14 protein-coding genes are annotated in these 12711 nt (G+C 34.5%); 8 read left to right on the forward strand and 6 right to left on the reverse strand.

Annotated features, from left to right (window positions below):
- Positions 1-188 precede the first annotated feature (188 nt).
- The gene (locus H510_RS0102580; RefSeq protein ID WP_026902882.1) at positions 189-1169 is read right to left on the reverse strand and encodes a type I phosphomannose isomerase catalytic subunit; all 981 of its coding nucleotides are present in this window, start codon (positions 1167-1169) and stop codon (positions 189-191) included.
- Positions 1170-1411: 242 nt separating this feature from the next.
- Between H510_RS0102580 and H510_RS0102585 the strand changes: the two genes are divergently transcribed.
- On the forward strand, positions 1412-4180 hold the full coding sequence (locus H510_RS0102585; protein ID WP_026902883.1) for a TonB-dependent receptor: 2769 nt from the start codon (positions 1412-1414) through the stop codon (positions 4178-4180).
- 88 nt (positions 4181-4268) lie between these two features.
- On the opposite strand, the gene H510_RS0102590 is transcribed toward H510_RS0102585, so the two are convergent.
- Both H510_RS0102590 and H510_RS0102595 read right to left on the reverse strand, forming a co-directional pair.
- Positions 4269-4469 (reverse strand): YwbE family protein, encoded by a 201-nt coding sequence (locus H510_RS0102590; protein ID WP_026902884.1) that lies wholly within the window; start codon positions 4467-4469, stop codon positions 4269-4271.
- Between the two features lie 206 nt (positions 4470-4675).
- Positions 4676-5902: an NADP-dependent isocitrate dehydrogenase gene (locus tag H510_RS0102595; RefSeq protein ID WP_026902885.1), complete on the reverse strand. Its 1227-nt coding sequence runs from the start codon at positions 5900-5902 to the stop codon at positions 4676-4678.
- Positions 5903-6070: 168 nt separating this feature from the next.
- On the opposite strand from H510_RS0102595, the gene H510_RS0102600 reads away from it, so the two are divergent.
- A complete protein-coding gene (locus tag H510_RS0102600) occupies positions 6071-6475 on the forward strand; it encodes a hypothetical protein (RefSeq protein WP_026902886.1) in 405 nt (134 codons plus the stop codon).
- A gap of 1 nt (position 6476) precedes the next feature.
- Here the strand turns inward: H510_RS0102600 and H510_RS0102605 are convergent, their stop codons facing one another.
- Positions 6477-8273: a DNA polymerase III subunit gamma/tau gene (locus H510_RS0102605; RefSeq protein ID WP_026902887.1), complete on the reverse strand. Its 1797-nt coding sequence runs from the start codon at positions 8271-8273 to the stop codon at positions 6477-6479.
- A 325-nt stretch (positions 8274-8598) separates the two neighbouring features.
- Between H510_RS0102605 and rpsF the strand changes: the two genes are divergently transcribed.
- From rpsF to mtgA, 4 genes are all read left to right on the forward strand, one after another.
- Complete coding sequence (rpsF, locus tag H510_RS0102610) at positions 8599-8955, forward strand: 30S ribosomal protein S6 (RefSeq protein ID WP_026902888.1); 357 nt, start codon at positions 8599-8601, stop codon at positions 8953-8955.
- Positions 8955-9218, forward strand: coding sequence for a 30S ribosomal protein S18 (gene rpsR, locus H510_RS0102615; RefSeq protein WP_026902889.1), 264 nt, complete (start codon positions 8955-8957; stop codon positions 9216-9218). The genes rpsF and rpsR overlap by 1 nt, the downstream gene beginning before the upstream one ends.
- 13 nt (positions 9219-9231) lie before the next feature.
- Complete coding sequence (gene rplI, locus H510_RS0102620) at positions 9232-9675, forward strand: 50S ribosomal protein L9 (protein ID WP_026902890.1); 444 nt, start codon at positions 9232-9234, stop codon at positions 9673-9675.
- A 69-nt stretch (positions 9676-9744) separates the two neighbouring features.
- Positions 9745-10443 carry a monofunctional biosynthetic peptidoglycan transglycosylase gene (gene mtgA, locus H510_RS0102625; protein ID WP_036691734.1) on the forward strand — a complete coding sequence of 233 codons (699 nt, stop codon included), beginning with the start codon at positions 9745-9747 and terminating at the stop codon, positions 10441-10443.
- On the opposite strand, the gene H510_RS0102630 is transcribed toward mtgA, so the two are convergent.
- Positions 10440-10925, reverse strand: coding sequence for a hypothetical protein (locus H510_RS0102630; RefSeq protein ID WP_026902892.1), 486 nt, complete (start codon positions 10923-10925; stop codon positions 10440-10442). The genes mtgA and H510_RS0102630 overlap by 4 nt on opposite strands.
- Positions 10926-11048: 123 nt before the next feature.
- Between H510_RS0102630 and H510_RS0102635 the strand changes: the two genes are divergently transcribed.
- Together H510_RS0102635 and H510_RS0102640 are read left to right on the forward strand one after the other, a co-directional pair.
- Complete coding sequence (locus H510_RS0102635; RefSeq protein WP_155977788.1) at positions 11049-11498, forward strand: hypothetical protein; 450 nt, start codon at positions 11049-11051, stop codon at positions 11496-11498.
- Between the two features lie 69 nt (positions 11499-11567).
- Positions 11568-11792, forward strand: a complete 225-nt coding sequence (locus H510_RS0102640) for a hypothetical protein (RefSeq protein WP_026902894.1) — start codon at positions 11568-11570, stop codon at positions 11790-11792.
- Positions 11793-11836: 44 nt separating this feature from the next.
- Here the strand turns inward: H510_RS0102640 and H510_RS0102645 are convergent, their stop codons facing one another.
- Positions 11837-12625, reverse strand: a complete 789-nt coding sequence (locus H510_RS0102645) for a (Fe-S)-binding protein (RefSeq protein WP_026902895.1) — start codon at positions 12623-12625, stop codon at positions 11837-11839.
- Between the last annotated feature and the right edge of the window lie 86 nt (positions 12626-12711).

Consider the following 12711-nt stretch of genomic DNA (forward strand, 5'->3'; position numbering starts at 1 on the left):
TTAGTCACAAATAAGACTATAGCATCATTTTATGTCAGGCTGAGCGAAGTCGAAGCTTTTTTATCCTATCCTTCAACTTCGCTCAGGATGACAATAATCCTCAGCCGTATTCCCCATTGACCAATAACTATTCCCTATTAACCAATAACTATTCCCTATTCTCCCATTCCCCAACTATCTATTCCCCATCACCCAACAAAACTCTCCAGAATCTTAAATCCCTCGTTAGTGCTAAGCTCTACTTTTTGTGTACCAGCAGGAATTAAAATACAATCTCCCATGCTAACCGGTAACTCTTCCATACCATATTTTAAAATATAAGAACCTGAAACACAAACATGAATCACAAAGCTATCCAGAGCACTATAATCTCTCATCACAGAAGTTTCAAAGTCTAAGACATGGGTGGTAAAATATGGGCAAGAAACCAATGGTGTTGGCGTATTTTTTTCTTTTTTATAAGCTGTTTTATAAGCGTCGTAAAAGTTATAATCAATAGCATCTAAGGCTTCTTCAACATGAAGTTCTCTTTTATTACCCTTGTCATCCACACGGTCAAAATCATAAATGCGGTAAGTGATGTCTGATGTTTGCTGTATCTCAGCAATCAAAAGTCCTTTTCCTATGGTGTGCACCCTTCCGGCTGGTAAGAAAAACACATCATCAGCTTTTACATCTTCCTTGTTTAAAATAGCTGTAAGTTTGCCTTCGTTAAATTTTTCTAAATATAGCGCTCTATCAACTTTTTGGTTGAAACCGGCTATCAAAGAAGCACCTTCATCAGCTTGTATCACATACCACATTTCTGTTTTACCAAAAGAATTATGGCGCTTTTTGGCTAATTCATCATCAGGATGAACTTGTATAGATAAATCTTCATTAGCATCTATAAATTTTACCAATAAAGGAAACTCATCTCCAAACCTGTCATAAACACTTTTACCTACTAGGTTTTCTTTTTCTGTAGCCAATAAAGCCGCCAATGATGTACCTGCTAAAGGTCCATTTGCGATCACAGAAACATCACTTTTTACACCAGATATTTCCCAAGTTTCGCCGCAATTAGGTAAGTTTCCAAAATCTTTCCCTAAAACTGTTTTGATTTTTTGTCCGCCCCAGATTTTGTCCTTAAAAATGGTTTTAAATTTTAATGGATATAAATGATTCATTTTTTTAATTCAGTTAACAGGTTATGTTATAAGTGAAATGTAAAAATACAATTTTGAATGTACTAGGGCTGCTATTTCTAAAATTCTTTTTCGCAGCATCAGCTATAAATGTCTAATAAATAGATATTCATCACTTTTTTATTATCTCAGCTATAATTTATTTGATAATCCAAATATTTGTTATAAATTTATTTTATTATGCTTGCATAATATCAACCAATATAAACTATAAAATAATTAAAATGAAGAAACAGATACTTTTAGGCATCATGGTGCTTAGCTTTTCATTTTTTGCGCTGCCTACCTTGGCACAAAATGTTAAGGGAAAAGTTGTAGCGTCAGACAATAGTAGCTTACCTGGGGTAAGTATTATTGTACAGGGTTCTTTTGTTGGTACTTCTACAAATGGAGACGGTGCTTTTGCTTTGAATGTGAATTTTGATAAAGTACCTGTTGTGTTAGAAGTTTCAATGTTAGGTTTTCAAACCCAAAAGATTTCTTTAAATAAACCAAGCACCGATTTAAAAATCACCTTGCAAGAAGCCACTATAAACTTTGATGAGGTTGTTGTTTCTGCTTCCAGGGTAGAAGAACGTATCCTAGAAGCCCCTGTAACCGTTACCAAGGTTAGCGCTAACCAAATATTAGCCGGTGGTGGTCCAGAGATGTTTAGTAACCTGGCTAGATATCAGGGGATAGATGTTAACAGTTCTTCTATGCTTTTAACCACTATTTCTACCAGAGGTTTTAATAGCCCTAAATCAGAGCGTATGATTCAACTTGCAGATTATGTAGATACTCAAGTACCAAGTTTAAATCTTAATGCGGGTAACATGTTAGGTGTTGCCGAGCTGGATGTAAGTTCTGTAGAAATTATACATGGTCCTGCTTCTGCTTTATATGGTGCCAATGCTTTTAATGGTGTCTTATTAACCAATTCAAAAGATCCATTTTATACAGAAGGTTTATCATTAAAATTAAGAGGAGGTAATAGAGCTTTATTTGATGGTCAAATCAGATACGCTAAAAAATTGACTGATAAATTGGCTTTTAAAATTAATGCTTCTTATTTTTCTGCCGACGATTGGTTGGCTAATGATCAATCATCTAAAAGAATAACTTCGGCAAAAAATTACGGACCAGGTTCTGGTTTTGGTTATGATGCTTTAAATACCTACGGAGAAATTAGTACAGTACAAGCTGGTGTAACAACTCCTATTGTTCCTGGAGAAGTACTTTATACACCAGGATGGACAGAATCAGCTTTAATTGCCAATGATAATAGAACTTTAAGTTACAGAATTAACCCTAGTATCTCTTATTTAATTACCGATAAGCTAAAAGCTACACTAGATTATAAAAGGGCAGGTGGCACCACTACTTACCAATCTACCAGTAGGTATCGTTTTAAAAACTTAAGTGTTGACCAGTTTAGAGCCGAGTTAAAATCTGATAAATGGTTTTTAAGAGCTTTCAGAACCGAAGATAATGGTGGTGATACTTATGATTTAAGCTTCTTAGGAGCTAGAATGGCAACTTTAAACCCTACAGCAGCTGGATTACCTGCATTGCCAATTAATCCTACAACCATAACACTAGCAAATCCTCAAGGGAGACCCTATTCGAATCATACCGAAATGTTTTTCACCACTTACGGAGGTGCTATACAACAAGGTGCAACGCCAGCACAAGCTTATGCAGCAGCAAGCGCAACATGGCCAAAAGAAGGTTCCACATCTTTTAACGCATTGCGTAAATACAATGCTGAGCTAAACCAACCAGCAGGTTCTAGGTTACCTGTTAACTCTGTTATGACAGATGTGAGCGGACAATACCAATTTGGGTTTAAATTTGCAGATGTTATTGTTGGTGGTGCTTACAGAGCATTTGGCTTAGCTTCCCAAGGTGCAGTTTTTGAAGATACTCCTGGTGGTGATAGAATTAAAAATTACGAATATGGTGTTTACAGCCAAGTAGCTAAAACTTTCTTTAATGATGCATTAAAATTACAAGTTGCCGGGCGTTTAGATGATTTCCAAAATTTCGACTCTAAATTCTCACCAAGAGCTTCAGCAGTTTATACTTTTGGAGAGAAAAGACAACACAACTTCCGTTCTAGCTACGGTGTAGCCTTTAGAAGTCCTACCCAAATAGACCAATACATCCGTTTAGATATTGGTAGCGCCTTATTATTAGGTAACGTTAGAAACGGTTTCAACGGTTATAACACTAGTTTATTAGCTGGAGGCCAAGCGGCAGTAGGGGCAAATATTGCTGCAGTTGCTGGAGGTTCTACCGCATTTAATTATGCAGCACCACGCTTAGATTTAGAACAGGTTGCCACTTTTGAAGTAGGTTATAAAACCATCATTAAAGATAAATTAACTTTTGATATTACCTATTTTAGAAGTAATTACGATAATTTTATCGGGGCCCAACCATTTGTTGGAAATACAGATGGATCTAGACCAACAGCAGGACAATTGGCAGTTGCTGTAGGCGCAGCACCTGGTTCAGATAATCAAACAAGGAACCGTTTAAATGATCCATCAAGTCCTACCCGTATCATTCAAGTTTGGTTTAATAACCAACAAGAGGTAACAACACAAGGTGTTAGCGTTGGTTTAGGATATGCTTATAAAAAAGAGTTAAACTTTAATGCAAATTATAGCTATAATAAAATTGGTGATTTACCAACTGGTTTCTTAGCCTTCTTTAACACACCAGAAAACAAGTTTAATGTAGGTATTGATGGCGAGTTTAAGAAAAGACTAGGTTATAATGTTAATTATAGATGGCAACAAGGTTTTGTATATGAATTCCCTTTTGATATTGGTCCTATAGATAACATTGGTACCTTAGATGCTTCTTTGTCTTATAAAATTCCTAAAGCTAAATCAACCATTCAGATTGGTGGTTCTAATTTAACCAATGCTTATAATACGCAAATTTGGGGCGGCCCGCAATTGGGAAGAATGATTTTTGCCGGAATTTTGGTTGATATTAAATAAAACTTAAATAGCCCACACTAACTAATAAAATGCGAAGCTGCTGATGATGTAAATCATTGGCAGCTTTTTTTACTTTAGTCGTTTATAATTAATCTTCTTCCAGTATCTCTTGTACACGGCCAACTTGTCCATCATCCAACATCACTTTAATACCTCGATGATGTTTTGGCGCACTTGTTAAGATTCTTTTTACAATACCTTCGGTTAGGGTGCCTGTTCTCTGGTCTTTCTTTAAAACGATATTTACCAAAGCTCCAATTTTGATGTTATTTCTGATTGTTCCATCCATCATTAAAAAATATTACGCATTAAAAAAGAGGCTGTCTCAAATCATCACTTTATGTCAGGCTGAGCGGAGTCGAAGCCTTTTTTGAGTATATCAGAGAATATTTCGACTCTGCTCTATGTGACAAATGTGATTTTTGTGACAGCCTCTTTATAGACTATTTAAATACAAGCTAATGGTTTAACTTGAGCTTCTATAATTATAGCTACTTAACCTAATTTAGCTTTTAAATTCTCATCAATAGCAGCTAAGAATTCTTCTGTATATAGGTAATGTGTACCATGTTCTACTTTATTTCCATGGATACAAACAGCTAAGTCTTTAGTCATTTTACCACTTTCTACAGTTTCAACACAAACTTGCTCTAAAGTTTGGCAGAAATTAATAAGCTCTTGGTTGTTGTCTAACTTACCACGGAACTCTAAACCTCTAGTCCAAGCAAAAATAGATGCAATTGGATTAGTAGAAGTAGGTTTTCCTTTTTGATGATCACGGAAGTGACGGGTAACCGTACCATGTGCAGCTTCTGCCTCCATTATTTTACCATCAGGGGTAACCAAAGTAGAGGTCATTAAACCTAAAGAGCCAAAACCTTGTGCTACGGTGTCAGACTGTACATCACCATCGTAGTTTTTACAAGCCCAAACAAAGTTACCATTCCATTTTAATGCAGAAGCAACCATATCATCAATTAAACGGTGCTCGTAAGTAATACCAGCAGCTTCAAATTGAGCTTTAAATTCTTGTTGATAAATCTCTTCAAAGATATCTTTAAAACGACCATCGTATTTTTTTAAGATAGTGTTTTTAGTAGATAAATATAAAGGCCATTTTTTACTTAAAGCTTGGTTAAAGCATGATCTTGCAAAGCCTTTAATACTTTCGTCTGTATTGTACATAGCTAAAGCAACACCATCTCCTTTAAAGTTAAATACTTCAAATTCTTGAACAGTACCGTCTTCACCTTCAAATTTAATGGTTAATTTACCTTTTCCTTTGGTAACAAAATCAGTTGCTCTGTATTGGTCTCCAAAAGCATGACGACCAATGCAGATAGGTGCAGTCCAGTTTGGAACTAAACGAGGAACATTTTTACAAACAATAGGCTCTCTAAATACAGTACCATCTAAAATATTTCTGATGGTTCCGTTCGGAGATTTCCACATTTGCTTTAAACCAAACTCTTCTACTCTGGCCTCATCCGGAGTAATGGTAGCGCATTTAATACCAACACCATATTGTTTGATTGCATTGGCTGCATCGATTGTGATTTGGTCATTTGTTTGGTCACGATACTCCATTCCTAAATCATAGTATTTAATATCTAAATCTAGGTAAGGAATAATCAATTTGTCTTTAATGAATTTCCAGATAATTCTGGTCATCTCATCGCCGTCTAGTTCTACTACAGGGTTTGCAACTTTGATTTTGCTCATTATTTATTTGTTTTTGTTTTATCCCACTAAAATGAGGCGTAAATATAAGAATTGATTTTTAATGCGAGCTTTTGGCTCAGCTGTTTTTTGTAATGTTAAGGTCTTAATTTTAATGTTTTGGCATATTTATAGTACAACATGATTTACAATTACTTAAAATGATAAACCATGGAAAATAAAAAGCAAATAAACCACGATAACGAAAGGTTTAACCGTAACCAAGAGTCTAATCTAGTTGATAACGAGGCGCAAAATCTAAAATATAACCCTAAGGAAGGTAGTTTTGAGTTGGATGTAGATCCAGAAGAAGCTCAGGAAGTAGGATATGAGCATCCAGACCCTTATGATACTGCTGCCAATGATTATAGTTCTGATTATGATGAATCTAATCCTTATGTTGGCGATGAATATGATAAAAATGCTTCTTTAGAACACGATGCCGATAAATTAGGGATGCACATCACAGGTGAGGAAAATCTTAAAATCAGTAAAAAAGACGAAGAGATTGCTCGTACTCCAGAAGATAGTCGTGATGATTTAGATGAAGAAGGTTATCCTAAATTCTTAAAGTAATTTAGAAATCAATATCTAGGTTGAAAATTCTTCTAAAGTCTTCTAGTTTAGGGTTTTTTTCAACCAGATGTTGGTATTTATCTCTGCTGGTATATAATTTTCTTTCTTCCTGCTTCTCGTTAATAATAGGTTCTAAAGTAATGGAGAAATTATTTAATTGCTTGCGCAGATAGTTTAGAACGTCTATTCGCTCATTAATCAACTCGTTAGCTTGCAACTTATTCTCTACCTCTAGCTCTATTTGATAGCCTGCCTTTAATTTGGGTGTATAGTTCATCATTAAAGCGGCCAAGCTCATTTTACCATCAGCTTTAGCTTTAAAAGAGAAATTTCCCCAAGCTTCAATAAACTGCGCTGCTGTAAAATCATCCTTAGCATCACCAGTTAGATAGTCTATAGTGTCTTCCAGCTGTTCTTTGGTTTTTATAGCCGTAGGATTTTTTAAATTAGGTATTAAAGTAGTTCCTAATTTTGGAATAAGCGTTTTAGGGTTGATATTTATTTCTGCCGCTGGTGTTTCTGTCTGAGATACCACCTGATTTATCGCTTTTTCTGATGTTTGTACAGTAGGAGCAACTTTTTCTAGTACATCCTGTTTAGGAGCAGTAAGAGGTATGTTTGCTTGAGGACTGGCTAAATTTTCAGGTTTTTTTTTTAGTTGCTCAGCTATTTGCTGAACATGAGGGTTTTGGCTTAAGCTTACCGCTTGACTGATGTGGCTTATCTTAATCAGCGTAAGCTCAACCTGTAAACGTTGGTTTTTACTGATTTTATAATTTAAATCGCATTGATTGGCAATATTTAATGCACTTATTAAGAAAGATGCTGAAGCTAATTTAGCCTGCTCTAAATATTTTTGTTTGATATTCTCGCTAACTTCTAATAATTGAACAGTAGCGGCATCTTTACAAACCAATATATTTCTAAAGTGCGATGCTAATCCAGTAATAAAGTTGTTCCCATCAAAACCATTGTTTAAAATCTCATCAAACAAAAGTAAAGCGGCTGGCGTATTTTGCGCCATTAAAAACTCGGTAACCTTAAAATAATAATCGTAATCAAGAATATTAAGGTTATCAATAACAGCTTGATAATTAACCTGTCTGTTAGAAAAACTAACAATTTGGTCAAACATAGATAAGGCATCTCTTAAACCTCCATCTGCTTTTTGGGCTATCAGGTGTAAACCGTCCTGATCATAAGCTATTTCTTCTCTAGTGGCAATTTTAGCCAAATGATTGGCCATATCCTCAACCTTTATCCTGTTAAAATCGAAGATTTGGCAACGAGATAATATAGTTGGTAATATTTTATGCTTTTCTGTAGTTGCTAAAATAAAAATAGCATAAGAAGGTGGTTCCTCTAAAGTTTTCAAAAAGGCATTAAAAGCACTTTGAGAAAGCATGTGAACCTCATCTATGATATAAACTTTATATTTTCCGGCTTGTGGAGGTATCCTTACCTGGTCTATTAAATTTCTAATATCATCAACAGAGTTGTTTGAGGCAGCATCTAATTCATGAAAATTAAAAGAATTACCATTTTGGAAAGAGATACAAGATGCACAAGTACCGCAAGCTTCTGCTGTAGGGGTTAAATCCAAGCAGTTGATGGTTTTAGCTAAAATTCTGGCGCAAGTAGTTTTACCTACCCCTCTTGGCCCGCAAAATAAAAATGCTTGTGCAAGCTGATTGTTTTTAATAGCATTTTTTAAAGTATTGGTAATATGCAGCTGCCCCACAACACTTTCAAATGTTACAGGTCTGTATTTTCTTGCCGATACTATAAAGTTCTCCATCAGGTTGCTAAAATAGAAAGATGTATTTGATTGTGCAATTTAAAAATGATTAATCGGGGATGCTTTGCTTGAATTATATTTTGGTTTGTTAAATTAATTTTTTCATTTTTAATATACCAATTATTTAAGAATGTATAGGTTTTTATTTTTTGTAAAACTATTGCCCGGTTTTATAACTTTTTTATTTAGAAAAGTAATAAAATGAAGGTGTTGCAAATCTTCGATATCGAGTTCTTTATGATAAAATCCTTTTAATCTCTTGTTTATCAATTAAATGTTTTCTACCTTTGCAATCCCGTAAAAGCGGGTAAAACAATAGTAAGAAATGAATCAATACGAAACCACTATCATTCTTACCCCATTGTTATCAGAAGAAGTAGCAAAAGAAGTGATTGCAAAATTCACGAAAGTGTTAACTGATAACGGAGCCGAAATTGTCCAAGAGGATAATTGGGGTTTGAAAAAACTAGCGTATCCAATTGAGAAAAAATCAACTGGATATTATCATCTAACTGAATACAAGGTATCAGGAGAGGTTATCGGCAAATTTGAATTAGAGTTAAAACGTGATGAGCGTGTTATGAGATTTTTGACAGTACGTTTAGATAAACATGCTGTAGCTTATAACGAGAAAAAACGTAACGGCGCATTTAACAAGAAAAAAGCGGAGGCAGCAAACTAATGGCACAAGATCAAATCCAATATGTTACTGCTCCCAAGGTGGAGGATAACAGAAAGAAATACTGCCGTTTTAAGAAAAATGGTATCAAGTATATCGATTACAAAGACGCTAACTTTTTATTGAAGTTTATCAATGATCAAGGTAAAATTTTACCTCGTCGTTTAACTGGTACTTCTTTAAAATATCAGCGTAAAGTAGCTCAAGCAGTTAAAAGAGCTCGTTTAATTGGTATATTACCTTTCGTTACAGACGGTTTAAAATAAGGAGGCTAAGCAGATGGAAGTTATATTAACACAAGATGTAAAAAACCTAGGCGAGAAAGACGATATCGTTACAGTAAAACCAGGTTACGGCCGTAATTATTTAATTCCTCAAGGTCAAGCTATTTTAGCTACTGAGTCGGCAAAGAAAGTTTTAGCTGAGAACATCAAACAAGCTCAGTTTAAACAAGAAAAAATTAAGAAAGACGCAGATGCTGTTGCAGCTAGATTAACTGATGTAAGATTAACTATTGGTGCTAAAGCTGGCGAAAGCGGTAAAATCTTTGGTGCTGTTAATACGATACAAGTTGCAGATGCATTAAAGAAATTAGGCTTTGATGTAGACAGAAGAAGAATTACTTTTGATTCTGATGTAAAGTTTGTTGGTGAGTATATTGCTAACTTAAACTTACACAAAGAAGTTAAAGTACAAGTTCCTTTTGACGTAGTTGCTGAGTAATTTATCGGTACATGAATAATTTAAATGCTTCCTGATAATTTTCAGGAAGCATTTTTTTTGAAATCAAATATGGCAAAATCATCTTCTTTGCTCCAAAGGCTATCCAAAATCATCCTGAGGTTGATATTATGGTTTTTCGGTATCAGCATCTTTTGGGTTATCCTGTTAATATTTGTAAATCCTCCTGTTACCTATTTGATGTTACAACGAGGTTTTGAGAGAAAAGCAGAAGGTAAAACATGGAAGCTTAAGAAAGACTGGAAAGATTTTGAAGATATTTCCATGAATCTTAAAAAAGCAGTTTTAGCAGCAGAAGACGCCAGATTTTTGATTCACCATGGTTTTGATTTTGAAGCTATAGAAAAAGCTTATCAGAAAAATAAGAAAGGTAAAAAAATACATGGAGGTAGTACCATATCCCAGCAAACAGCAAAAAATGTATTTCTATGGCCGGGTAGGTCATATATCAGAAAAGCTTTTGAAGCTTACTTTACCTTGCTGATAGAGATTTTCTGGTCTAAAGAAAGAATCTTAGAAGTTTATCTTAATGTTATTGAAACCGGAGATGGTATTTACGGAATGGAAGCCGCTACCCAAACTTATTATGGTAAATCTTGTACAAGTCTATTAAAAGGAGAAGCTGCTTTATTAGCTGCAGTTTTGCCTAACCCAAGAAGATGGACACCCCTAAAACCAACCACTTATATTTATTATAAGCAAGGTCTTATTTTAAGAAATATGAGAAATCTAGGAAAACTTAAGTTTTAAATGCTTTGAGGTAAAGAAAATACCCTTTGATGCCAGCTATTTATAAACTTACCTTCCCACTTATCCTGATATTCTTGATAATTTTGAACTAGATTATTGAAAACAATCGTGTTTTGATTAATTTTTCCTGCCGCTATAAGAGCCTCGAAAGCATCACGATTTACAGTTTTTACTTCCTCTTGTTCTTTATAAGCTATATTAAACCTGTCGAAAAGATTAACTTGATATTTTTCCTGAATTTCTTTCATTAAATGAACAGATTTATCAATAGAACAGCCACTAGCTCCAGCCTCACGCTCATCCACAATTAAAACAATAAAACGATTATATTTAATTTCAAAGCCAGCTTTTAATTGTTGTTGATGCGCTTGCCAACCAGCGGTAAAATCTGCTAATAATTGCTCTAGTTCTTTTACTTCAGCATCAGTAAAAACTCTGTCTGATTGATAAATCCAAACTCTAGAAAGTGGGTGAAATTTCATACCGTAAAATTAGTAATTCTAAACATGATCTGGATGATGATTGTAAGAGTTTACATTAAGATGGAGTTAATAAGTGGAAAAATATATTTCTTGTTTTTTTAATAGTTGCATTAAATTTAATGCGTGAATTTACTTTATGTCTTAAGTTTTGTTTTCTTGAGTTTCCTTGGTGTCCTGAATGATACCGATGAGCTTAAAAGTTTTTATAGAAAGCAAATAGAAGAGCTTCTTAGAAAGTACGATGCAGACCGATTCATTGGGAGTAAATCATTTACGCTGGAAGTTAACAATAATGGTTTTTTACGTTACAAAAGAATTTTAGCAAGTAACAAAACAGAGTACTATTCCGTAAGAATAGAAAAAGTTCAAAAGTTAAATTATTTTGGAAATGAAAAATCGGGTTGGTTAAGCGTAGTTTGCGAACCATCTTCTGTGATATTTCAAAGCTATAGAGATCCATCTGGTGATGTTGATTCCATGGCTCATGAAATTCATCTTCCTTTAAGAGGGATTTCAGAAGAAGAGCTCAATTCATTAAATAAAAGCTTTGATTTTTTAAGAGAAAATTATTAAAATACTCTTTAATCATGCTTTTAATTGATATTTTTTCTTATTTTAGTGTTATTATTTATAACGATTTAAATGAAGTTCGGTAAAATAAGTTTTATTATCCTGATTTGTGCATTACTGATTACACATACCTTGGTATTAAACATCTGGTTAAGTGGAGATGTCGCTCAGCAAAATCAAGTAAGTTTTAAGAAGTATAATCATGCCAAAGACAGTTTAATACAAGAAGATGGCAGATTAATAAATTATAAAAACTCTTCAGCTCCGAAAATCGAATCTATTTCTGTAAGTAGGTGAAAATTACCCAGCACCCTTTACAAGATGCTGGATGATGAGGATTTTTAAACTAGATTATTATTTCTGGCTGTAATTTCGGCAATATCTAATACTTCAATATCCTGTTCTTTTTCAAAATGTTTAACGCCGTCTTTCATCATGGTCATACAAAAAGGACAACCCACTGCCACAACCGATGCTTTGCTTTCTAACACATCATTCATCCTTTCAATATTTACATCTTTTTTGCCTTTTTCTGGTTCTTTAAACATTTGGGCACCACCTGCGCCACAGCAAAGTCCGTTTTGCTTGCAACGTTTCATTTCTACCAAATCGGCATCTAAAACTTCCAATACTTTTCTAGGCGCTTCATATACACCATTTGCTCTACCCAAGTAACAAGGGTCATGATAGGTTATTTTTTTACCTTTAAAAGGTTCTCCGTTTTCTGCTTTTAATTTACCAGCATCAATAAGTTCTTGTATCAATTGCGTGTGGTGGATCACTTCATAATGACCTCCTAAATTGGGATACTCATTTTTAATGGTGTTAAAGCAATGTGGGCAAGCGGTTACAATTTTTTTGATATGATAACCGTTCAAAACTTCGATATTCATCATAGCCTGCATTTGAAAAAGAAATTCGTTGCCTGCTCTTTTTGCAGGGTCTCCGGTACAGTTTTCTTCTGTGCCTAATACCGCGAATTTAATATGGCAATGCGTTAATATCTTAGCGAAAGCCTGTGTAACTCTTTGTGCTCTTTCATCATAACTACCGGCGCAGCCTACCCAAAATAAAATTTCTGGTTCTTCGCCCGCAGCCATCATTTCTGCCATGGTTGGTACTTGTGTCATTGGTTATCTTTGTTAGTTGCCAGTTCTTAGTTATCGGTTTCTGTAGTAGAATCTTTAATATCGTTAAGTGTCCTTACTCTTTTATC

This window comes from Pedobacter glucosidilyticus DSM 23534 (genome assembly GCF_000425145.1).
Classification (GTDB): Bacteria; Bacteroidota; Bacteroidia; order Sphingobacteriales; family Sphingobacteriaceae; genus Pseudopedobacter; species Pseudopedobacter glucosidilyticus.